The organism is Paraburkholderia sp. HC6.4b (assembly GCF_014200875.1).
Lineage (GTDB): Bacteria > Pseudomonadota > Gammaproteobacteria > Burkholderiales > Burkholderiaceae > Paraburkholderia > Paraburkholderia tuberum.
This window is the reverse complement of the sequence record NZ_JACHDC010000020.1, coordinates 194,077-215,499: the sequence shown is the minus strand read 5'-3', so window position 1 is coordinate 215,499 and position 21,423 is coordinate 194,077. Positions and strand designations below refer to the sequence as shown.

Annotated in this window: 18 protein-coding genes and 1 pseudogene; 12 read left to right on the top strand and 7 right to left on the bottom strand. The window is 64.1% G+C overall.

Annotated elements, in window-relative coordinates; all coding sequences use genetic code 11:
- Window positions 1-673: 673 nt before the first annotated feature.
- The 3 genes from HDG34_RS28750 to HDG34_RS28740 all read left to right on the top strand — a co-directional run bounded on the left by HDG34_RS28750 (window position 674) and on the right by HDG34_RS28740 (window position 3,464).
- Window positions 674-1,966, top strand: coding sequence for a sodium:proton antiporter (locus HDG34_RS28750; protein WP_184064721.1), 1,293 nt, complete (start codon window positions 674-676; stop codon window positions 1,964-1,966).
- A 410-nt stretch (window positions 1,967-2,376) separates the two neighbouring features.
- Complete coding sequence (locus HDG34_RS28745) at window positions 2,377-2,655, top strand: DUF1488 family protein (RefSeq protein WP_018423012.1); 279 nt, start codon at window positions 2,377-2,379, stop codon at window positions 2,653-2,655.
- Window positions 2,656-2,672: 17 nt separating this feature from the next.
- Window positions 2,673-3,464, top strand: coding sequence for a phosphate/phosphite/phosphonate ABC transporter substrate-binding protein (locus HDG34_RS28740; protein ID WP_184064717.1), 792 nt, complete (start codon window positions 2,673-2,675; stop codon window positions 3,462-3,464).
- Between the two features lie 33 nt (window positions 3,465-3,497).
- Here HDG34_RS28740 and HDG34_RS28735 read toward each other — a convergent pair whose 3' ends face one another.
- From HDG34_RS28735 to HDG34_RS28720, 4 genes are read right to left on the bottom strand one after another with little or no spacing between them, the layout of a single operon-like run.
- Window positions 3,498-5,567 carry an acetyl/propionyl/methylcrotonyl-CoA carboxylase subunit alpha gene (locus tag HDG34_RS28735; protein WP_184064714.1) on the bottom strand — a complete coding sequence of 690 codons (2,070 nt, stop codon included), beginning with the start codon at window positions 5,565-5,567 and terminating at the stop codon, window positions 3,498-3,500.
- 52 nt (window positions 5,568-5,619) lie between these two features.
- Window positions 5,620-6,405, bottom strand: a complete 786-nt coding sequence (locus tag HDG34_RS28730) for an enoyl-CoA hydratase/isomerase family protein (RefSeq protein ID WP_184064711.1) — start codon at window positions 6,403-6,405, stop codon at window positions 5,620-5,622.
- Window positions 6,406-6,454: 49 nt separating this feature from the next.
- Window positions 6,455-8,062, bottom strand: coding sequence for a carboxyl transferase domain-containing protein (locus HDG34_RS28725; RefSeq protein WP_184064708.1), 1,608 nt, complete (start codon window positions 8,060-8,062; stop codon window positions 6,455-6,457).
- Between the two features lie 52 nt (window positions 8,063-8,114).
- Complete coding sequence (locus HDG34_RS28720) at window positions 8,115-9,296, bottom strand: isovaleryl-CoA dehydrogenase (RefSeq protein ID WP_184064705.1); 1,182 nt, start codon at window positions 9,294-9,296, stop codon at window positions 8,115-8,117.
- Window positions 9,297-9,543: 247 nt separating this feature from the next.
- On the opposite strand from HDG34_RS28720, the gene HDG34_RS28715 reads away from it, so the two are divergent.
- The 3 genes from HDG34_RS28715 (at window position 9,544) to HDG34_RS28705 (ending at window position 12,671) form a co-directional block, all read left to right on the top strand.
- A complete protein-coding gene (locus tag HDG34_RS28715) occupies window positions 9,544-10,326 on the top strand; it encodes a TetR/AcrR family transcriptional regulator (protein ID WP_184064702.1) in 783 nt (260 codons plus the stop codon).
- A gap of 39 nt (window positions 10,327-10,365) precedes the next feature.
- Window positions 10,366-11,289 (top strand): DUF72 domain-containing protein, encoded by a 924-nt coding sequence (locus HDG34_RS28710; protein ID WP_184064698.1) that lies wholly within the window; start codon window positions 10,366-10,368, stop codon window positions 11,287-11,289.
- Window positions 11,290-11,552: 263 nt separating this feature from the next.
- Window positions 11,553-12,671 (top strand): 3-deoxy-7-phosphoheptulonate synthase, encoded by a 1,119-nt coding sequence (locus HDG34_RS28705; RefSeq protein WP_311734751.1) that lies wholly within the window; start codon window positions 11,553-11,555, stop codon window positions 12,669-12,671.
- A gap of 244 nt (window positions 12,672-12,915) precedes the next feature.
- On the opposite strand, the gene HDG34_RS28700 is transcribed toward HDG34_RS28705, so the two are convergent.
- On the bottom strand, window positions 12,916-13,194 hold the full coding sequence (locus HDG34_RS28700; RefSeq protein WP_013092091.1) for an HU family DNA-binding protein: 279 nt from the start codon (window positions 13,192-13,194) through the stop codon (window positions 12,916-12,918).
- 349 nt (window positions 13,195-13,543) lie between these two features.
- Here HDG34_RS28700 and HDG34_RS28695 point away from each other — a divergent pair, with 349 nt between their 5' ends.
- Window positions 13,544-13,927, top strand: coding sequence for a hypothetical protein (locus HDG34_RS28695; protein WP_184064694.1), 384 nt, complete (start codon window positions 13,544-13,546; stop codon window positions 13,925-13,927).
- Window positions 13,928-14,168: 241 nt separating this feature from the next.
- Entirely contained in the window at window positions 14,169-16,142 is a 1,974-nt protein-coding gene (locus tag HDG34_RS28690) for a bifunctional diguanylate cyclase/phosphodiesterase (RefSeq protein ID WP_184064691.1), read from the top strand.
- A 27-nt stretch (window positions 16,143-16,169) separates the two neighbouring features.
- Here the strand turns inward: HDG34_RS28690 and HDG34_RS28685 are convergent, their stop codons facing one another.
- Window positions 16,170-16,883 carry a DUF899 family protein gene (locus tag HDG34_RS28685; protein WP_184064688.1) on the bottom strand — a complete coding sequence of 238 codons (714 nt, stop codon included), beginning with the start codon at window positions 16,881-16,883 and terminating at the stop codon, window positions 16,170-16,172.
- Window positions 16,884-17,168: 285 nt separating this feature from the next.
- On the opposite strand from HDG34_RS28685, the pseudogene HDG34_RS28680 reads away from it, so the two are divergent.
- Window positions 17,169-17,621: pseudogene (locus HDG34_RS28680) on the top strand (LysR family transcriptional regulator); the annotation flags it as partial.
- A 219-nt stretch (window positions 17,622-17,840) separates the two neighbouring features.
- On the opposite strand, the gene HDG34_RS28675 reads toward HDG34_RS28680, so the two are convergent.
- A complete protein-coding gene (locus HDG34_RS28675; RefSeq protein ID WP_184064685.1) occupies window positions 17,841-18,446 on the bottom strand; it encodes a peroxidase-related enzyme in 606 nt (201 codons plus the stop codon).
- A gap of 177 nt (window positions 18,447-18,623) precedes the next feature.
- Here HDG34_RS28675 and HDG34_RS28670 point away from each other — a divergent pair, with 177 nt between their 5' ends.
- From HDG34_RS28670 to HDG34_RS28665, 3 genes are all read left to right on the top strand, one after another.
- Window positions 18,624-19,040, top strand: a complete 417-nt coding sequence (locus tag HDG34_RS28670) for a cupin domain-containing protein (RefSeq protein WP_184064682.1) — start codon at window positions 18,624-18,626, stop codon at window positions 19,038-19,040.
- A 477-nt stretch (window positions 19,041-19,517) separates the two neighbouring features.
- Window positions 19,518-19,739 (top strand): hypothetical protein, encoded by a 222-nt coding sequence (locus tag HDG34_RS39530; protein ID WP_026226309.1) that lies wholly within the window; start codon window positions 19,518-19,520, stop codon window positions 19,737-19,739.
- Window positions 19,740-20,047: 308 nt separating this feature from the next.
- Window positions 20,048-21,382 carry a glutamine synthetase family protein gene (locus tag HDG34_RS28665; protein ID WP_184064679.1) on the top strand — a complete coding sequence of 445 codons (1,335 nt, stop codon included), beginning with the start codon at window positions 20,048-20,050 and terminating at the stop codon, window positions 21,380-21,382.
- Window positions 21,383-21,423 lie beyond the last annotated feature (41 nt).

The window sequence follows — 21,423 nt, the reverse complement described above, 5'->3', positions numbered from 1 at the left end:
TTCACCGAGTTGAGCATCGATTCGCTTCGTCATCCGGAAAATTCGACGGCATCTCGTCTGCAACTTGGGCAGTTGGTCCATTGATCAGCGCTTCCTTAGATATATGATTTACAGATTTTGGAACAATGAATCACAAGGCTCCATGCAATGTGAAGTCATCGGACCGGCAAATTCGGATTACAGATTCATACCGTTTATTCAGATTCGATTGAATAGCCTCGACGAATCAAGCCCCGCGAACCATCTCGAAATAAAAAGCTATATCTCAAAATAAAGACCGGAACTCCTCCGGCGCTTCAGTAGTCCGAACACTGCCATTGCCCATCGTGGTGCCCTCTGGCGAGCCTGGCTCCGCCCGGTTCGCCGTCATCCGCTCGTGGTCCGATAAAAAGCACGCTGCGTCTGGCCGCATCGTCCGCTGCGTTTGAATAAAGCGTCCGTCCCGGTACGTCGCTCGATCGCCAGCGGCAAAGATCGTGTCATTACAGACCGCAGATCGCTTATCGGATTGAATGAGCCTGAATAAGGAATTGCTGGTGAAACATCTCGCTGGTTCAATATCGCAATTGTGTCGGCATTCTCTGCCTGCCTGTTTTATGCCTTGTCGCGCGAGTTACCTCGGTGCCACCCTGATCACGCGTTCGCGCCGCCGCGAAGCGGGAGAGCGTGCACGATGAGCGTCTTCCAGATTGCCGGTGCGCTGTTCGCCATCGTCGCGCTGTTCGGCGTCCTCAATTATCGATTCATCAGGTTGCCCGACACGCTCGGCATCACCGCGGTGGGGCTCGTCGTCTGCGTCGGCATTTCTGCGCTCGGGTTCTACTATCCGGCGATGGCGATCGCCGCGCGCAAGATCGTCGTGCAGATCGATTTTGCCGACATCGTGTTTCACGGCCTGCTAAGTCTGCTGCTGTTCGCCGGCGCGCTGCACGTCGATCTGTCGAAGATGCGCACGCAGCGGCGCGCGGTGCTGATGCTCGCGACGATCGGCGTATTGATTTCGATCGCGGTGGTCGGCTTCGGCTTTTACTACGCGGCGCAATGGCTCGGCCAGCCGGTGAGCCTGCTGTGGTGTCTCGTGTTCGGCGCGCTGATCTCGCCGACCGATCCGATCGCGGTACTCAGCGTGCTCAAGCGCGCGGCGGCGCCCGAAAGCCTCGAAACCAAGATTACCGGCGAATCGCTGTTCAACGACGGCACGGCCGTCGTCGCATTCGTCACGCTAGTCGGACTCGCGACCGGCGCGAACGAGTTTTCCGCGGGCGCGATCGCATTCGATCTGCTGCGCGAAGTCGCCGGAGCGCTCGTGCTCGGCGCGGCGCTCGGCTTCGGCGCGTCGCTGCTGCTGCGAGGTATCGACAGCTATCCAGTCGAAATCCTGATCACACTCGCGCTCGCGACCGGCGGCTATAGTCTCGCCGAAGCGCTGCACGTGTCAGCGCCTCTCGCGGTCGTGATCATGGGGCTCGTGATCGGCAATCACGGCGCGTCGACGTCGATGTCGGAGAAGACGCGCGAGCATCTGTTCAACTTCTGGGACCTGCTCGACGAGTTGCTCAATCTCGTGCTGTTCGGGCTGATCGGACTCGAAATCATTGCGCTGTCGCTGCGCGTCGAGATCGTTTGGCTCGGGCTCGCGGCGATTCCGGTCGTGCTGTTCGCGCGCGGCGTCAGCGTCGCGATTCCGCTGCTCGCGCTGCAGAACTTCCGGCGGCTCAGTCCGCATTCGGCTGTCGTGCTGACGTGGGGCGGACTGCGCGGCGGCATCTCGATTGCGCTCGCGCTGTCGCTGCCGGAGTTTCACGGACGCGAAATGTTCATCGGCGTCACGTATCTCGTCGTGGTATTCAGCCTGCTGATTCAGGCGACGACATTGGGCCCGCTGATCCGTCGGCTCAATATCCCGGCCGCTCACGCAACCCGGCCAGCCCCGCCGGACTCATCGCCTGCACAAAACGCGCGCTAATCGTAAAGTGGATACCTACGCCGATCTGCACCGCGAGGTTGGTGAGAAAATCCAGACACAGTCCGAGACCGGCGCGAGCGGCTCTCGCGTCGATTTCGAGATTGGATTGGAGCGCCCGATTTAAGCGTTTTCTGAGCAGTGCCGCCGCGATTCTGACCCGGGGCGGCCCACCAGCAGGCGAGACCGATGGCGAGTCGAACCGCCGCCGTCTCCCTCCGGCCACGGTTCACGCCGCGGTCCTGGCTCGGACTTCAACGAGTCCGCCGCCAGTTTCTGGCTTACTTTCCGCCAGTTTCCGGACCGTCGCGCCTGCCGCGGCCCGGGCATTTGGCCGTCAATGCCGGTTCTCCCACATACCTGGCAGGCGCGGTTTGTCATTCTGTCGATTCAGGCGTCCGAAGGAGTTCGCCATGTCGGTCTATGTCGATGAAGGGTTCCGGCCCTGTGTGACGGAATGCGCGACGGTCGCGTTCCGCGTGTGCTGCGACGATCGTGCGCAGATTTTTGAAGTTAGCGCCGACGCGCTGGTCGAGTTCTGTGGCGCCGTGAGCCGTCGCAAGCAGGACCTGTTGGTCGCGTTCGAGGATGCGCAGGACGAGATCCTCTCCGTAGCCGCGCAGCGATGGCAGTTCACGCCGAGCGAGCCGGTGCGGCTCGGTCTCGATGAATTCAAATTGGTCAGACATTAGGCGCGAGAAACGCCTTCATGAGCTGGATCGCCGCCCTGCCGATGTACAACGTGACACCCGCGCTCGACCTCGAATGGCGCGAGTGGCTCGACGACGTGCTGCGCCGGGTCAAGCCCGCGTGCCGCATCGTCGAACCGGACGAGGAACTGCACGGCTTCTGGCGGCGCCCGAATCTGCTGATTTCCCAGACCTGCGGTTATCCGCTGATGCAGGGGCTGCACGCGCAGGTGCAATTGGTCGCGACACCCTGTTTCGATGCGCCCGGCTGCGACGGAGCGCATTACTCGAGCGTACTGGTCACGCGCGCCGACGCGCGCTTCGACTCACTCGCCTCGTGCCGCGGCGCACGCGCCGCCTACAACCAGGACGATTCGAACAGCGGCATGAACGCATTTCGTCACGCGGTCGCACCGCTCGCGCGCGCCGGCATGTTCTTCGGCGCGGTGCTGCGCACGGGCTCGCATGTCGGCTCGCTGCGCGCGGTCGCGGACAATCGCGCGGACGTCACCGCGATCGACTGCGTGACCTTCGCCTTCGTTTGCGACGTGCTGCCGGAACTCGCGGGGCGCGTGCGCGCGATCGGCATGACCGCCGCCTCGCCGGGCTTGCCGCTGATCGCCGCGGCCAATGTGCCGCCGGCCACGATCGCCGCGTTGCGCGACGCGTTGAACGAGGCGCTGAGCGTCCGCCCCGAGCGCGCAAAACGCCTGCGTTTAAGGGGCTTTTCGACGTTGCCGCTGACCGACTACGCACGCATCGGCGAGCTGGAAAGCGAAGCGCGCGCCGCGGGCTACGCGCGGCTCGCTTGATTCACCTACTCGCTCTTCTGCCACTCGACGTGCTTATTCACCCGCCTGCTGCACCTCCAGCACCAGCAGTTGCGCGCCGTCGGCGACCTGATCGCCGACCGCGTACAGCACCTCGGCGACCGTGCCCGCCGCCGGGGCGCCGATCGTATGCTCCATCTTCATCGCTTCCATCACGATCAGCGGCGCGCCCTTCTCGACCACCGCGCCTGGTTCGACCAGCACCGCAATCACTTTGCCCGGCATCGGCGCGGTCAGACGGCCTTCGCCGTGCTCGGCATCCGCGGCATGCGCGAGCAGGTTCTGCCATTCGAATGCGAGCGTCTCGCCATGGCAGAACACGTGGAACCTGTCGCCGTCGACGAATACACGCCCCGTCACGCGCGCATCGCCGATCGTCGCGCGCAATTCATGGTCGCCCGCGCCGACCGACCACGTGAAGTCCTCGCGCACGCCGTCGTGTTCGAGTGTTTGCACGAGCGCTTGCGTGTCCCCGTTGCGCGCGAAAACGACCGTGAACGCGTCGGGGCTGTCGTCGTTGGCGCCGTCGTCGATCACGCGCCAGCCGAGCGTTTGCGTGTAGCCGCTATTGAGCCGCCAGTGCGACAGCGCGTCCCACGGCGACGCGCCGTGCGCGGTGCCGCCCTCGCGCGTCAACAACGCGGCGCACGCGAGCGCGAGCGCTTCCTTGAACGGCTTCTGTGCCGGCGCGAACAGCACGTCGTGATGACGCTCGATCAAACCGGTGTCGAGCTCGCCGCTCGCGAACGGCTCGCTCACGACGATGCGCCGCAGAAACTCGACGTTCGTATGCGGCCCGACCACCTCGCAGGCATGCAGCGCACGCGCGAGGCGCGCCAATGCCTCCTCGCGCGTCGCGCCGTGCACGATCAGCTTGGCGATCATCGGATCGTAGAACGGCGTGATCGTGTCACCCTCGCGCACGCCGCTGTCGATACGCACCGGCGCCTTGCGGCCCGGCTCGCCGAGCCCGGCCGCGTCGATCGCGAACTCGACGCCTTCGGGCATGCGCAGATGCTTGAGCGTGCCGGTGGACGGCAGGAAGCCGCGCGCCGGATGCTCTGCGTAGATGCGCGCCTCGATCGCGTGGCCGTCGAGCTTCAACTGCTGCTGGGTGAGCGGCAAACTCTCGCCCGCGGCAACGCGCAACTGCCATTCGACGAGGTCCTGCCCCGTCACCATCTCGGTGACGGGATGCTCGACCTGCAGCCGCGTGTTCATCTCCATGAAATAGAACTCGCCGGTCGGCGTCATGATGAACTCGACCGTACCCGCGCCAACGTAGCTGACCGCGCGCGCGGCGGCCACGGCCGCTTCGCCCATCGCGCGCTTGACCTCGGCCGACAGCCCCGGCGCGGGCGCTTCCTCGAGCACTTTCTGATGACGCCGCTGCACCGAACAGTCACGGTCGAACAGATAAATGGCGCCGCCGTGCCGATCGGCGAACACCTGGACCTCGACGTGACGCGGCCGGGTCAGATACTTCTCGATCAGCACGCGATCGTTGCCGAAGCTGCTCGCCGCCTCGCGCTTGCACGACAGCAGCGCGGCCGCGAAGTCCGCGCTGCGCTCGACCACGCGCATGCCCTTGCCGCCGCCGCCCGCGCTCGCCTTCAGCAGCACCGGATAGCCGATCGTGTCCGCCTCGCGCTGCAACAGCTGCGGCTCCTGGTCGTCGCCGTGATAGCCGGGCACGAGCGGCACCGCGGCCGCGTGCATCAGCGCTTTCGCGGCGGCCTTCGAGCCCATCGCGGCAATCGCTCCGACCGGCGGTCCGATAAAGACGATGCCGGCCGTCTCGCACGCATGCGCGAAGTCTTCGTTTTCCGAAAGAAAGCCGTAGCCCGGATGCACGGCCTGCGCGCCGGTCGCGCGCGCGGCTTCGATGATCCGCTCGATGCGCAGATAGCTTTGCGCCGCCGTCGAACCGCCAATATGCACCGCTTCGTCGCAGGCGGCGACGTGTTTCGCGTTGGCGTCGGCGTCCGAATAGACGGCCACGCTCGCGATGCCGAGCCGCTTGCAGGTCGCCGCGACGCGGCACGCAATTTCACCCCGGTTGGCGATCAGGATCTTGTTGAACATGAGTGTCTCGATGAAATGGGCGGTACGGGGCGATGGTTGTTAGCGAAGCATGTCAGTTGCGCCAGCCCGGCGTGCGCTTTTCGAGGAACGACGCCACGCCTTCGCGGCCCTCTGCGCCGGCCCGCGTTTTCGCAATCCGCACGGCGGTGTCCTCGATCAGCGCGTCGCTCAACTCGCGGCCCGCGATGTCCTGCACGAGCCGCTTGCAGGCGCGCACCGCTTGCGGGCCGTTCGCGCACAGCGTCTGCGCGAGCTGCGCGACCATCGCATCGAGCTGCTCGGCGCTCACCGCTTCGCTGACCAAACCCAGCCGCAACGCGCTCGCGCAGTCGAACGCCTCGGCGGTGAGGAAGTAGCGCCGCGACGCCTGCTCGCCGAGCGCACGAATCACGTATGGCGCGATCGTCGCGGGAATCAGCCCGAGCCGCGCCTCGGACAGGCAGAAGTGTGCGCTTTCGACCGCGACGACGATGTCGCACGCGGCAATCAGGCCCATGCCGCCCGCGTATGCGTCGCCGCTCACGCGCGCGATCACCGGCTTGTTGCAGCGATATACCGCCGACAGCATGCCGGCGAGCCGCATCGCATCGGCGCGGTTCTCGTCGTCCGAGTAGTCGGCCATTTTCTTCATCCAGTTCAGGTCGGCGCCCGCGCAGAACGCCTTGCCGTTCGCGGCGAGCACGACCGCGCGCACGTCGTCGCGCGTGTCGAGCGCGGTGAATGCGGCGGTCAGCTCGGCGATCATCGTTTCGTTGAACGCGTTGCGCACGTCCGGACGATTGAGCGTGACCGTCGCGATCTGGCCGGCAAGCTCGACCTTCAGCGTTTCGTATTGCATGCGTAACACTCCTTTGCCTTACGCGGTCGCATCGCGGTGACGCGGGCCATCACATTCTGAACACGCCGAAACGCGTGTCTTCGATCGGCGCGTTCATCGCCGCCGACAAACCCAGCCCAAGCACGTCGCGAGTTTGCGCGGGGTCGATCACGCCGTCGTCCCACAACCGCGCGCTCGCGTAGTACGGATGGCCCTGACGCTCGTATTGCTCGCGGATCGGCTGCTTGAACGCCTCTTCTTCCTCCGCGCTCCAGTTGCCGCCCTTCGCTTCGATGCCGTCGCGCTTGACGGTGGCGAGCACCGACGCGGCCTGCTCGCCGCCCATCACCGAGATGCGCGCGTTCGGCCACATCCACAGGAAGCGCGGCGAATACGCGCGGCCGCACATGCCGTAGTTGCCCGCGCCGAACGAGCCGCCGATGATCACCGTGAACTTCGGCACCTTCGCGGTCGCGACCGCGGTGACCATCTTCGCGCCGTTCCTCGCAATGCCTTCGTTTTCGTACTTGCGGCCGACCATGAAGCCGGTGATGTTCTGCAGGAACACGAGCGGAATCTTGCGCTGGCAGCACAGCTCGATGAAGTGGGTGCCCTTCAGCGCCGACTCCGAAAACAGAATGCCGTTGTTCGCGACGATGCCGACCGGATGCCCCCAGATATGCGCGAAGCCGCAGACGAGCGTGGTGCCGTAGCGCGCCTTGAATTCGTCGAACGCGGAATCGTCGACGATACGCGCGATCACTTCGCGGATATCGAACGGCTTGCGCGTGTCGACCGGAATCACGCCGTAGATGCTCTGGGTGTCGTAGCGCGGCGGCTTCGGCTCCTGCAATACGAGCGGCGCCGGCTTCACGCGGTTCAGATGGCCGACGATGCTGCGCGCGATCCCGAGCGCATGCGCATCGTTCTGCGCAAGATGATCGACGACGCCCGACAGACGCGTATGCACGTCGCCGCCGCCGAGATCTTCGGCGCTGACCACTTCGCCGGTCGCGGCTTTGACGAGCGGTGGGCCGCCGAGAAAAATCGTCCCCTGGTTCTTGACGATGATCGACTCGTCGCTCATCGCCGGCACATACGCGCCGCCCGCGGTGCACGAGCCCATCACGACCGCGATCTGCGGAATACCCGCGGCCGACAGATTCGCCTGGTTGTAGAAGATGCGGCCGAAGTGATCGCGATCGGGAAATACGTCGTCCTGATTCGGCAGATTCGCGCCACCCGAGTCGACGAGGTACACGCACGGCAAGCGGTTTTCGCTGGCGATTTCCTGCGCGCGCACGTGCTTCTTCACGGTGACCGGATAGTAGGTGCCGCCCTTCACGGTCGCGTCGTTGCAGACGATCACGCACTCCTGTCCCGCGATGCGGCCGATGCCGGTGATCACGCCGGCGCCCGGCGCGTCGTCGTTGTACATGCCGTACGCGGCGAGTTGCGACAGCTCGAGAAACGGCGTGCCCGGATCGAGCAGTTGCGCGATCCGCTCGCGCGGCAGCAGCTTGCCGCGGCTCGTGTGCTTGTCGCGCGCGGCCTGGCCGCCGCCCTGCGCGAGTTGCTCGATCTTCGCACGCAGATCGGCGACGAGCGCTTCGAGCGCCGCCGCGTTCGCGCGAAAGTCGTTCGAGCGTGGGTTCAGTTTCGATTCGATGATCGGCATGACGTCGCTTCTCCAAAGTGCGGCGTATTGAGGGGGTTCACGCGCGCTTGTATCACAGCGTTTCGGCAAACAGCTCCCGGCCGATCAGCATGCGACGAATTTCGCTCGTGCCCGCGCCAATTTCATAGAGCTTCGCATCGCGCCACAGACGACCGACCGGATACTCGTTGATATAGCCATTGCCGCCGAGAATCTGGATCGCCTCGCCAGCCATCCAGGTCGCCTTTTCGGCCGTGTACAGAATCACGCCCGCGCAGTCCTTGCGGAGCTGGCGCACATGGTCGTTGCCGAGCGTGTCGAGTTGGCGGCCCACCGCATACAGATACGCGCGGCATGCCTGCAGCGTCGTGTACAGATCGGCGACTTTGCCCTGGATCAGTTGGAATTCGCCGATCGACTGGCCGAACTGCTTGCGGTCGTGGATATACGGCACGACCGCGTCCATCACCGCGACCATGATGCCGGTCGGGCCGCCCGCGAGCACCGCGCGTTCGTAGTCGAGACCGCTCATCAGCACTTTGACGCCGCCGTTCAATGCCCCAAGGATATTTTCCTCCGGCACTTCGACGTCCTGGAACACCAGCTCGCCGGTGTGCGAGCCGCGCATGCCGAGCTTGTCGAGCTTCTGCGCGACCGAGAAACCCTTCATGCCCTTCTCGACGATGAACGCGGTAATGCCGCGCGAATTCGCTTCGGGATCGGTCTTTGCATAGACGACCAGGGTGTCGCAGTCGGGGCCGTTGGTGATCCACATCTTGGTGCCGTTCAGCACGTAACGATCGCCCTTCTTCTGGGCGCGCAGCTTCATGCTGACCACGTCCGAGCCCGCGTTCGGCTCGCTCATCGCGAGCGCGCCGACGTGCTCGCCCGACACGAGCTTCGGCAGATACTTGCGCTTCTGCGCGTCGGTGCCGTTGCGATGAATCTGGTTCACACACAGGTTCGAATGCGCGCCGTACGACAGGCCAACCGATGCCGACGCACGCGAAATTTCCTCCATCGCGACCATGTGCGCGGTATAGCCCATGTTCGCGCCGCCGTACTCTTCGGAAACCGTCATGCCGAGCACGCCGAGGTCGCCGAACTTGCGCCACAGGTCCATCGGGAACTGATCGGTACGATCGATTTCCCCGGCGCGCGGCGCGATTTCTTTGGCGGCGAACGACGCAATGCTGTCGCGCAGCATTTCGATCTCTTCGCCGAGCGGGAACTGCAAACCGGGCAGATTGGGCATTGCGGTGTCTCCTGAGTTCGTGGGCGGCCGTTGGTGGAGCGCGAAGCGGCACGCGAAAGCATGTCAACGCGCATTTCACGCCAGATTGACGTATGCGTCAATAGGTATTTCTGAGTGTTACTCAGAAATTTACAAACCCGCATTAGCTGGCCGATTCGGTGCTACGATCGCGTTCATCGGGCATAGACGCAGCGTTCAAACGCCAGCTCGAGCCCCAATCCGCACCAAAAATCTGAATTTTACTCATATGACGGTTGCCGAGAAGGCCGGATTACCTGTCTCGCGTCGCCAGCCGGCCGGACGCAAGTCGCAGCAGCGCGTGAAGGAGATTCTTCAGGCGGGGCGCGACGTGTTCTCCGAAAAGGGCTACGAACGCGCGACGACTGCGGAAATCGCGCAGCGCCTGGGCGTTTCCGAGGCGACGGTGTTCAGCTACTTTCGCGGCAAGCGCGAGTTGTGCGCTCGTGTCATCGGCGATTGGTACGACGAGATCATCGACGCGATCGAAGCGGGCCTGCCGCGCGACGGCAACGTGCGCCAGCAGTTCGCGTTCATCGTGCGCATGCATCTGCGGCTGATGCTCGTGAATGGCACCGATCTGTGCGCGCTGGTGCTGTCCGAAGGGCGCGCGCGGCATCACGAACTGAGCGAAGCGCTGACCGAACTGCAGCGCCGCTACACCGCGCCGTTGATGCGCGTGCTCGCGCAAGGCCAGCAAAGTGGCGAGATTCGCTCCGACATGCCGCTGCGCCTGTTGCGCTCGATGGTGTTCGGCCCGATGGAGCATGTGCTGTGGGACGCGACGCTGACGAACCGGCAGATCGATATCGACGCCACCGCCGATCAGTTGATCGACGTGCTGTGGGTCGCGCTGACGCCGCCCGACCTCGCGCTCGGCGCGTTGCAGCGCTTTCGCGTGGAAGTGGCTGCAGCGAGCCGTCGTTTCGACGAAGCCAGCGTCGCGGCCGGCGAAGACAAGGCCGAGGCCCCCGGCCCAGCAAGCGCCGCGCGCCGCGAGAAAAGCGGCTAATCTACGAGCTTTCCCGCCGCAGCCCGAAGGAGAGCCCAAGTGCCCGCAGCGACAAGCGCGAAGGAAAGCAACAAGCGAAGCGAGAAGTCTGGCGAAGAACGCGGCGACAAACCGAAAGCCGCAAAGAAAGCGCCAACGAAAAAATCAACCGAAACGTCGTCCGGATCCACGTCCGCCGCACGCATTCGCATCGGCATCGGCGGCTGGACCTATGCGCCGTGGCGCGGGCCGTTTTATCCGGAAGACCTGACGCAAAGCCGCGAACTCGAATATGCGAGCCGGCATCTGACGTCGATCGAAATCAACGGCACGTTTTACGGTTTGCAGAAACCGGCCAGCTATGAGAAGTGGTATCAGGAGACGCCCGACGATTTCGTGTTCTCGCTAAAGGCGCCGCGTTACGCGACCAACCGCAAGGTGCTGGCCGAAGCCGGCGACACGATCGAGCGATTCTTCGCAAGCGGCGTGCTGCTGCTCAAGCAGAAGCTCGGGCCCATCAACTGGCAGTTCGCGCCGACCAAAAAATTCGACGCCGACGATTTCGAGGCCTTTCTGAAGCTGCTGCCCGCGAGCATCGAAGGACAGAAGCTGCGGCACGCGGTCGAGGTTCGTCACGGTTCGTTCAGGACACCGGAACTCATCGCGCTGGCGCGCAAGTACAAGGTCGCGGTCGTGCTCGCGGCCGACAGCGAGTATCCGCAGATCGCCGACATCACCGCGCCGTTCGTCTACGCGCGCATCATGGGCACGAGCGAAAAGCAAGCCAAAGGCTATTCGACGAAAGCGCTCGACGCATGGGCCGAACGCGCGCGCCAGCTCGCCGCGGGCACCACGCCCGACGATCTCGAGACCTGCGCGGAGCCGCCCGCGAAAGCCGCCACGCGCGACGTCTATCTATATGTGATCAGCGGCTTCAAGGAGCGCAATCCGGCCGCCGCGATGGCGTTGCTCAAGAAGCTCTGAATCCGCCGCGCCGCCTGCCCGCCGGTCCACCTGCCATGAGGCCGGCGCGGGTGTCATAATCGCGCCAGCGCATCCGTGCGCGGTCGCGTCGGCTTCGCGTCAAGCCCGACGCAAGACCTTGCGTCAAACCTCGCCCGAGGCACGCAGTAACCCAACCCGCACGGTCCACGTCAAACCCACGCGGCGCCCGCACGCCCTCATCGCGGCGGCGCTCGCATAATCAGGCGGCAAGGCCGCCTCATCAACCGATTGCGGAGAACATCTTGAGCGCCCTCGACAATCCCCTGCACGATCAGGAAGTCGGCTCGGCCGACGCCACCCAGGACACCACGCGCATCGACGACGTGCGCATCGGCGCGGTCCGTCCGCTGATTTCCCCCGCGCTGCTGCAGGACGAACTGCCGGTGCCGCCCGCGGTGCAGTCGCTGGTCGAGAAGACTCGCGTCGAAATCGCCGACATTCTGCACAGCCGCGACGACCGGCTCGTGCTGATCGTCGGCCCCTGTTCGATTCACGACCACGACCAGGCGATCGAATACGCGCGCAAGCTGAAGGCCGCCGCCGATCACTACCGGGACGATCTGCTGATCGTGATGCGCGTGTACTTCGAGAAACCGCGCACGACGGTGGGCTGGAAAGGCTACATCAACGATCCGCGTCTGGACGGCAGCTTCCGCATCAACGAAGGCCTGCGTCTCGCCCGGCAATTGCTGCTCGACATCAACGGTCTGGGCCTGCCCACGGCGACCGAGTTTCTCGACCTGTTGAGCCCGCAATACATCGCCGATCTGATCGCGTGGGGTGCGATCGGCGCGCGCACGACCGAGAGCCAGAGTCATCGTCAGCTCGCGTCGGGACTGAGCTGCCCGATCGGCTTCAAGAACGGCACCGACGGCGGCGTGCAGATCGCCGCCGACGCGATCGTCGCGGCGCGTGCGAGCCACGCGTTCATGGGCATGACGAAAATGGGCATGGCCGCGATCTTCGAAACGCGCGGCAACGACGACGCGCACGTGATCCTGCGCGGCGGCAAGAAAGGGCCGAACTATGACAGCGGTTCGGTGCAGGCGACCTGTGAAGCGCTGAGTTCAGCGGGTCTGCGCGAGCAGGTGATGATCGACTGCTCGCATGCGAACTCGAACAAATCGCACTTGCGGCAGATCGAGGTCGCGGACGATATCGCGCGGCAACTGTCGGAGCGCGAGCGCCGCATCATCGGTGTGATGCTCGAAAGTCATCTGGAAGAAGGCCGTCAGGATCTGAAGGCCGGTGTGCCGTTGCGTTACGGCGTGTCGATCACGGATGCCTGCGTGAGCTGGGCGCAGACCGAACCGGTGCTCGCCACGCTCGCCGAGGCAACCCGCAAGCGTCGCGCGGGCTGACGGGGCAAAGAACGGACCGCCCGATCGCGATGGCCGCGGCGGGTCCGCTCCAGACTCGATCGAAGCGGGTCGAGCCCACGAACGCCTGGCTCAAGGAGCCAGACACACGCGCCGCACCGGCTGCCGGCGAATCGCCTGGCCGGGTTGGGCAGCGCGTGATCCTCACGTCCGACGCATCACTCACGCGCGCCTCACAGCGGGGCTGCGGAGCGCACCGCGAATGCTCCGGCGTGAAGCGCGTTGCTTACGACGCGTTGACGGCTTCCTTGAACGCCTTGCCTGCGGTGAACTTCACCGTCTTGGCCGCGGCGATCTGGATCTCTTCGCCCGTCGACGGATTGCGCCCCACGCGTGCCGCGCGCGCGCCGGTCGAGAACGAACCGAAACCGACCAGTTGCACCGTATCGCCGCTCACCACGGCCTTGGTCACTGCCTCGACGATCGCGTCGATGGTCTGGCCGGTTGCCGCTTTGCTTTCGCCCGTCGCTGCGGCGACTGCATCAATCAGTTCCTGTTTGTTCATAGCACTTCCCGTATGGTAATCATGGAACCGGCGCCCTCTGAGGCGCCGGGACCGACACACTAACGCATAGGCGCACCTTCGCGCAAACCCTTGGTGTAAGGCTTGTATCAAGGCGGAGGCGCCGTTTTGACGTTTTTGCACCCCAAACTGCCATAAGAATCGCGAGCTTATGCGCGCGCGCCGCCTCATGAGCATTCGCCGCGCATCACAATCCGTTGCAATTTCAGTACTTTAGGTCGCGTTACGCGATCCCGCGCCGGCTTCCCGATGACGATAGCCCTTTTCCCGATGCGCGGGCGCACCATTTGCGACACATGTCACAAGTTAACTATCGGCAAGACATAAAGAAGTGAGAATTCGCCACTTTGCAACATGCGCGCTGCTCGGCGCGTTGTCGTCGGCGGCGGCCGCGGCCGACGACAACGCGTGCGCGACCCTCGTCGGTGCGACGAACTCCAGCGCCGCGCAGAGCTTTTCGCTACGCGACGGCGAACCGGTCGACTTCGTCGGCGGCGGAAAAACCGTGCACGGCAAGCTGCTCGTGTTCAGCGACGGCGACGTGTTTCGCGCGTACTGGCAGCCGGATGACAGCCCGGAAAAATACGTGCTCGCGAATGCTGGCGCCGACGCGGTCCGGCTCGTCGCGGCCGCGCCGCGTGGCACGCCCGCGCCGGCCGGCCAGCCCGGCACCGCCATGCGGCCGCAGCGGGTGCTGTCGTGCCCCACGCTTTGAGCATGCGCGAAGGCCGCCTTTTGCTCGAGTCTCGCGATCGGCATCCGGCACAAACGTCTGGTTCCAGCGCCGCCAACACGCGCCGCCAGGTAGTACTTACCGCCCGACTATCCGTAAGCGCGCAGCAGGTTTCACGGACCCTTGACTGCGATGCTCCGTTACCCCTTTGAGCGCTCAAGTTAATCAGCCTCGCGCCGATATAAACAGCTGCGTTTAGCGCGCAAACGTTAAAGGGATGGCGATGGCTTGGCTTGCGAGATTGAAGAAGGTACTGTCGGTCGCCGAGGGTGACCGGGAGCTGATGCGTGCGCAGTTGCACGCGTTCCGCCGCCAGGTACCGCTTCTCTACTTCATCCTGCTCGTCAACACGGCGGCGGTGGCGGCGACACATCTGGACAGCGCGCCGGCCTGGCTGTCGATGTATGTGCCCGGCACGCTCGGCGCGCTGTGTGTGTTTCGCTGCGTGCGCTGGTGGCGCAAACGCAACCATAAGATGACGGACGCTCAGGCGGTCCGCGAATTGCGCAGCGTGACCTGGATCGTCGGCGTGTTCGGCGTCGCGTTCAGCGGCTGGTCGGTGCTGCTGTTTCCGTACGGCACCGCCTACCAGCAGGCGCAGGTCGCGTTCTATATGGCGACGACGCTGGTCGGCAGCATGTTCTGCCTGATCCATCTGCGCAAGCCCGCGCTTCTGCTGCTTTGCATCGTCATCCTGAGTTTCTCCGGCTTCCTCGTGTCGAGCGGCTCGCCGGTGTTCTTCGCGATGGCCGTCGACATGGCGCTGGTCGGCGTCGCGCTCGCGGCGGTCATCCAGCTTTACTGGCGCACGTTTGCAGACGCGGTGCACGCGCAACGCGAACTGCAGGCAAGCCAGCACAACACCCAACGGCTCAGCGACGACAACTATCGGCTCGCCAGCATCGACAGTCTGACCGGCCTGCCGAACCGGCGCAGTTTCTTCGCGGCGCTGAGCGCGATATCGGAGCAGGCGCTCGAAACCGGTGGCGGCTTCAACGTTGGCCTCATCGATCTGGACGGCTTCAAGCAGGTCAACGACATTTACGGTCACGCGAGCGGCGACCTCGTGCTGCAGGAAGTCGGCACGCGGCTCGTGTTGATCGGCGAAACGGGCCTGATGTTCGCGCGTCTGGGCGGCGATGAATTCGGCGTGCTCGTGCGCCACAAGGTGTCGAACGAAGCGCTGGTCGAGTTGGGGCAGCGTATCTGCGATGCGCTCAGCCAGCCTTATCAAGTCGCCGACAATGTCGCGGAGCTGTCGGGCACGATCGGCTGGGCCGCGTTTCCCGACGCGGGCTCGACGGTCGCGCAGGTGTTCGAACGCGCCGACGCCGCGCTCTATGTCGGCAAGGAAAACCGCCGCGGCATGCCGGTGATTTTCTCGACCGAACACGAAACGCAGATGCGGCGTCTAAGCCTCGTCACGCAGGAGCTGCGCCATGCGGACCTCGAAGCGGAACTGTTCCTCGAGTTCCAGCCGATCTACGATCTGCTCACGCGCCGGCCGATCGGCCTCGAAGCGCTCGGTCGATGGCACAACGCGCGGCTCGGCATGGTCAGGCCGGAGGAATTCATTCGGATTGCAGAGCGGACCGAGCTGATCCTCGGCATCACCGACGTGCTGCTGCGCCAGGCGCTCGCCGAGGTCGCGCACTGGCCCGCCGATCTGTATCTGTCGTTCAACCTGTCCGCGATCGATATCTCGACGTCGGCGCGCGCGCGCCGCCTGATCGACATCGTCGCGGCAAGCGGCGTGTCGCCGCATCGCGTGACGTTCGAAATGACCGAAACCGCGTTGACGCGCGATTTCGAGCAGGCGCACAGCGCGATGACGATGCTGAAGCAGGCCGGCTGCCGGCTGTCGCTCGACGATTTCGGCACCGGCTATTCGAGCCTCAGCTACGTGCATCGGCTGCCATTCGACGCGATCAAGATCGACCGCAGCTTCGTGAGCGACGTCGATACCAATAGCGCCTCGAAGAAGATCATCAAATCCGTGATCGACCTATGCCGCAACCTCGGGCTCGAATGCGTGGTCGAAGGACTCGAAACGCCGTTGCAGGCCCAGGTCGTGAAGGCGCTCGGCGCGCGCGCGGTGCAGGGTTATCTGTTCAGCCTGCCGATGCGGGCGAGCGCGGTCGGCACGTTTCTGTGGACCGCGCTCGCCCAGAGCCACGCGGCGCAGACGCATTCGTAGCGCTCGATCGCTCCAGGGCAGCGCCGCTCAATACGCCAGCTTCGGATACCAGTCGGTGCCACGGCCGCCCGGCGTCATGTCGAGGATCGTCCACAACGGCATCGGATCGGGCGCGCCGCGCGGATCCTGTCCGGGGTCCGACGTCGACGGCCCCATCTCCTCGGCCCAGAAGTGCCGCACGACGCCGCCCGTGCGCGTGAATACGTTCAGCGCGGGAAGGTCGTCGCCGGCGGGATCTTCGGCCGCGTAATCGCGATTGAACGTGTTGCCGCCCGACGAATACAGCCGCAGATGCCGCCAGCCGCGCTCCTGCTTGAACGCGACGAGCCTGTCGATCGACGAGCGGCCGATCACCGCGAACGCGACGCGCTGCAGGATATCGGGCATTTCGCCGTCCCACGCGCTCAGTAGCGACGTGCACATCGGGCACGGCCGCGCGCGTTGCGGTCCGAACATCCAGTTGTAGGTCACGAGCGTGTCGTGCGCGCCGAACATCTGCGATAGCGTGACCGGGCCCGCTTCGCCGTCGAAGCGGTAATCCTCCGGCACGACGCCGCCCGCCGGCAGCGCGCGACGCTGCGCGGCGACACGCTCGATCTGGCGGCGCAGCTCGATCTCCTCGGCGAGCAACGCGTTGCGCGCGCGTCGATATTCGGGGCTCTCGCCGGGAAAGCGCGAGGGCAAGTCGGCCAGTTCGCGGGCCGGTTTCAGCGTATGCATCGAAGTGTTTGCGTCGTTCATCAGTCATCTCCTTGTGAGAAATCGTCAGAAAACGGACGGAAGACGAGCGGGCATCGTCGCTTTGCCGCCCTTCCTGTAGGGACGACGAACGAGGCCGCGGAAAATCGACAGGCCTCCCCATGATTTTGCAGCGGGGGCTTTTTGCGGCGATTTTGCCGGCGGTTTGACCATCCGCTCGCCAGCCGCCGGCGCAAGGTATGCTTGCGCCAAACAGCAAGCTCGTTACACCCGCCAACACCACCCGGCACACGCGCCACGCACGACGCGGCGCCTTGGGGAACGCACATGCCGCTTCGTCTGCCACCCCTGCCTGCGCTTCGCTTTTTCGAAGCGGCCGGCCGGCATCAAAGTTTCAAGCTCGCCGCCGCCGAGCTGAACGTCACGCCGAGCGCGATCAGTCACGGCATCGTCGGACTCGAGGGAGCGCTCGGCGTCGAACTGTTCGTGCGCGAGCCGCGCGGCATCTCGCTAACGGCGATCGGCGCGGATTATCTGTCGTACGTCTCCGAGGCGTTTTCGCTGATCGCGATCGGCACGCAACGTCTGCCCAATCATCGCGCGGATCGGCCGGTCGCGCTCAGCTGCGCGCCGACCTTCGCGTCGCGCTGGCTGCTGCCGCGCCTCGCCGGTTTTCGCGCGCGCTGGCCGCATGTCGTCGTGAGCGTGGACACCTCGCGTCGCCAGGTCGGCTTTCCGGTCGACGGCTTCGACTTTGCGATCCGCATGAGTCGCGCGCCCGGCTCGTTTCTCGGCGCGTGGCTCGGTGGCCTCGTGTTCGATCTGACGAGCTCGTACTCACTGCTATGGGTAGCGACGGTCGCGGCGGGATTGATCGCGGCACTGCTGCATTTCCCGATCGACGACACCGTGGTGATGACGCCCGCGCGGCGTTCATCTCGCCCCGCGCAGGCGTGATGCGAATTGCCGATAGAGATGCTGAAGCGATTCCAGTCGAGGCTACTTTTTCGGTGCATCCGCCGCGGCTTTCGGCACACGCCCCATCAGATAGAACTCGTCGTTCGGACGCATCGAGATCACGTTGGCCATCCGGTTCGACAGCCCGAAAAACGCGGTGATTGCCGCGATGTCCCAGATGTCTTCATCGGTGAAGCCGTGGCCGCGCAGTGTCTGGAAGTCTTCTTCGTCGACCGTGCCCGACGCGCGGCACACCTTCAGCGCGAAATCGAGCATCGCCTTCTGGCGGTTCGTGATGTCGGCCTTGCGGTGATTGACCGCGACCTGATCGGCGAGCAGCGGCGCTTTTTCGTAGATGCGCAGAATCGCGCCGTGGGCGACCACGCAGTAAAGACAATCGTTGACCGCGCTCGTCGCGACCACGATCATCTCCCGCTCGCCTTTCGTTAAACCGCCCTCTTTCAGCATCAACGCATCGTGATAAGCGAAGAACGCGCGGAATTCGTCGGGCCGATGCGCGAGCGTCAGAAACACGTTCGGCACGAAACCCGCTTTCTCCTGCACTTCGAGAATGCGGGCACTGATGTCTTCGGGCCACTCGCTCGGCTCGGGCACCGGGTAGCGGCTGATGGGCTGAAGCGTGGCCATGCGCTGTCTCCGTGATCTCTGTCGGGGTATGCCGACCATTGTAGCAACGCGATTTCGCGCTCGCCCGCGCTTCACCAGGTCCGCTCGATCACGTCCGACATTGCCGCCCGTATCGTCTAGACTTTCAGTTCGGCATGCGTGAAGCCGCCCGGCACGGCGGTGACGAAAGGAGCGACCATGTCAAACGTTACGCACGACGCGCGGGCCCCGGTGGTCAAGGTGCGGCCCGAACGGGAAATGGCGACGATGCAGCGGCTGCCCTATTTCGTCGGCATTTCGGCGGGCACCGCGGGCAGCACCGGGCTGTCGATGTACATGGTCGTGGTCCCGCCTGGCGGCCATGCGGAGCCGCACTTTCACGCCGACTACGAGACGGCGATCTATATGCTCGAAGGCAAGATCGAGACGCGCTACGGCCCGGGTTTGCGCGAGTCGGTTATCACCGAGCCGGGCGACTTCCTGTTCATTCCGCCGGGCGTGCCGCATCAGGCGTTCAATCTCGACGCGAACGCCGCGGCGCGCGCGATCGTCGCGCGCAATCACGCGGACGAGCATGAGCGCGTGGTGCCCTATGATCCGTCCGAGGATGCGTGAGCCAACGGGCCTCTTCCCGGACCGCCTCGCCTGAAGCGAGGCAAATCATGCTTCTCAAACCGGTTTGATCCACTTGCCGCGCGGCGCATGCAGGCCGCGCCGCGTCGTGCGCCGCGCCCATTCGTCGGTCGCGCGCGATTTCGTCGACGTTCTTTCACGACGCCGACTCGCCACCTGTGCTAAAGCCGACCAGAACCGCCGCGAAGATCACCGCACGTCTCGCGGAGTGAATGAACAGTAGACGAAACACGCGGCATCACGCTCGATGCCGCTTTGCCAAAATCTAAAAATAAATTGACGGCATTTTTAGCTCGTATATCCTAGCTAGTGGAAGATCTTGTGGGCGGCGCGGCGAATTGAGCTACTACCGTCCAGTACCGTTTCTTCTCGATCAACCCGTGTCCTGTTTCTTCAATATCCGCTGTGGATTCGAAACGGGCCGTTCAATACCCTCAACTACGCCAGTCGAGTGTCATCGTGAGAGTCCGAGGCCCTTTGGTGAATTGGAATCGCAGTCAGGCGCGTTGTACTTGCGCTGACGGCGCCAGCGCCGACGGCAGCAACGGCAGCCTTGCGTTTCGCCGCTTTCTGTCCGTCATCACAGTCCTGTCGCGTCGTTCCGTTCGACGCCGCAACGTCCTCTCCGCGCGCGCGTTCATCGCGGTGCGCACAGACGAAGTCGCTTCGCTGCTGCCGTAGCGCCTCTCCTCTTTCATCTCTTTTCGCTGCTCGATTCGTCCGTTTGCTCGCGTTTTCGCGAGCTGGCTGCTTGCGTCCGCGCGGCACTGACTGATCACCGCGCATCGCGACGGATTCAATCGAACCGCTTCTAATCGGTAAGCGCTGCGCGTTATTGCGCGGATTCGCTTTGGCGTCGACTCGCCTTCGCGTTTTCCCACCTCGCCGCGCGATATTTCGCGCCTTCGGCGACGCGTGTCGCCCGCGCATGAATACACGAAACCCTGCACACATGACCCAGGTCGCGGACCAAAACAGAGAGAACAATCATGCATGACATCGACGAATTTCTGAAAAAGCATCACGTCACCGAAATCGAAGCAATTATTCCGGACATGGCCGGCATCGCGCGCGGCAAGATCATTCCGCGCAGCAAGTTCGAATCGGGCGAATCGATGCGTCTGCCGCAGGCGGTGATGATCCAGACCGTCACCGGCGACTATCCGCAAAGCGATTCGCTGACCGGCGTCACCGATCCCGACATGGTGTGCGTACCCGACGCGAGCACGATCCGGATGATTCCGTGGGCAGTCGACCCGACCGCGCAGGTGATTCACGATTGCGTGCATTTCGACGGCACCCCGGTCGAAATCTCGCCGCGCTGCGTGCTGCGGCGCGTGCTCGATTTATATAAGGCGCGCGGCTGGAAACCGGTGATCGCGCCGGAGCTCGAGTTCTATCTGGTCGACATGAACCGCGATCCCGATCTGCCGTTGCAACCGCCGGTCGGACGTACGGGTCGCGCGGAAACCGGACGCCAGGCGTATTCGATCGAAGCGGTCAACGAATTCGACCCGTTGTTCGAAGACATCTACGAGTACTGCGACGTGCAGGAACTCGAAGTCGATACGCTGATACACGAAGTCGGCGCCGCGCAGATGGAAATCAACTTCATGCACGGCGATCCGCTCAAGCTCGCGGACAGTGTGTTTCTCTTCAAGCGCACCGTGCGCGAAGCGGCGTTGCGTCACAAGATGTACGCGACTTTCATGGCGAAGCCGATGGAAGGTGAGCCGGGCTCGGCGATGCACATGCATCAAAGCCTCGTCGATATGGAAACCGGCCGCAACCTCTTCACCGCCGCCAACGGCGAGCCGACCTCGCTGTTCACCGGCTATATCGCCGGCTTGCAGAAATACACGCCGGCGCTGATGCCGATCTTCGCGCCGTACATCAATTCGTACCGGCGTCTGTCGCGTTTCATGGCCGCGCCGATCAATGTCGCGTGGGGTTATGACAATCGCACGGTCGGCTTCCGGGTTCCGCATTCCGCGCCGGTCGCGCGCCGCATCGAGAACCGGATTCCGGGTGTCGATTGCAATCCGTATCTGGCGATTGCCGCGACCTTGGCGGCGGGCTATCTCGGCATCACGCAGCGGCTCGCCGCAACCGAACCGCTGGCGAGCGACGGCTATGCTCTGCCCTATCAATTACCGCGCAATCTCGAAGAAGGCTTGACGTCGATGAGCGCGTGCGAGCCGATTGCCGAAGTACTCGGCGAGCAGTTCGTCCGCGCGTATCTCGCGTTGAAAGAGACCGAATACGAAGCGTTTTTCCGCGTGATCAGTTCGTGGGAACGCCGGCACTTGCTGCTGCACGTTTGAGTGCTGCAGGCCAATCGGTCAATGAGAACCTTGAAAAGACG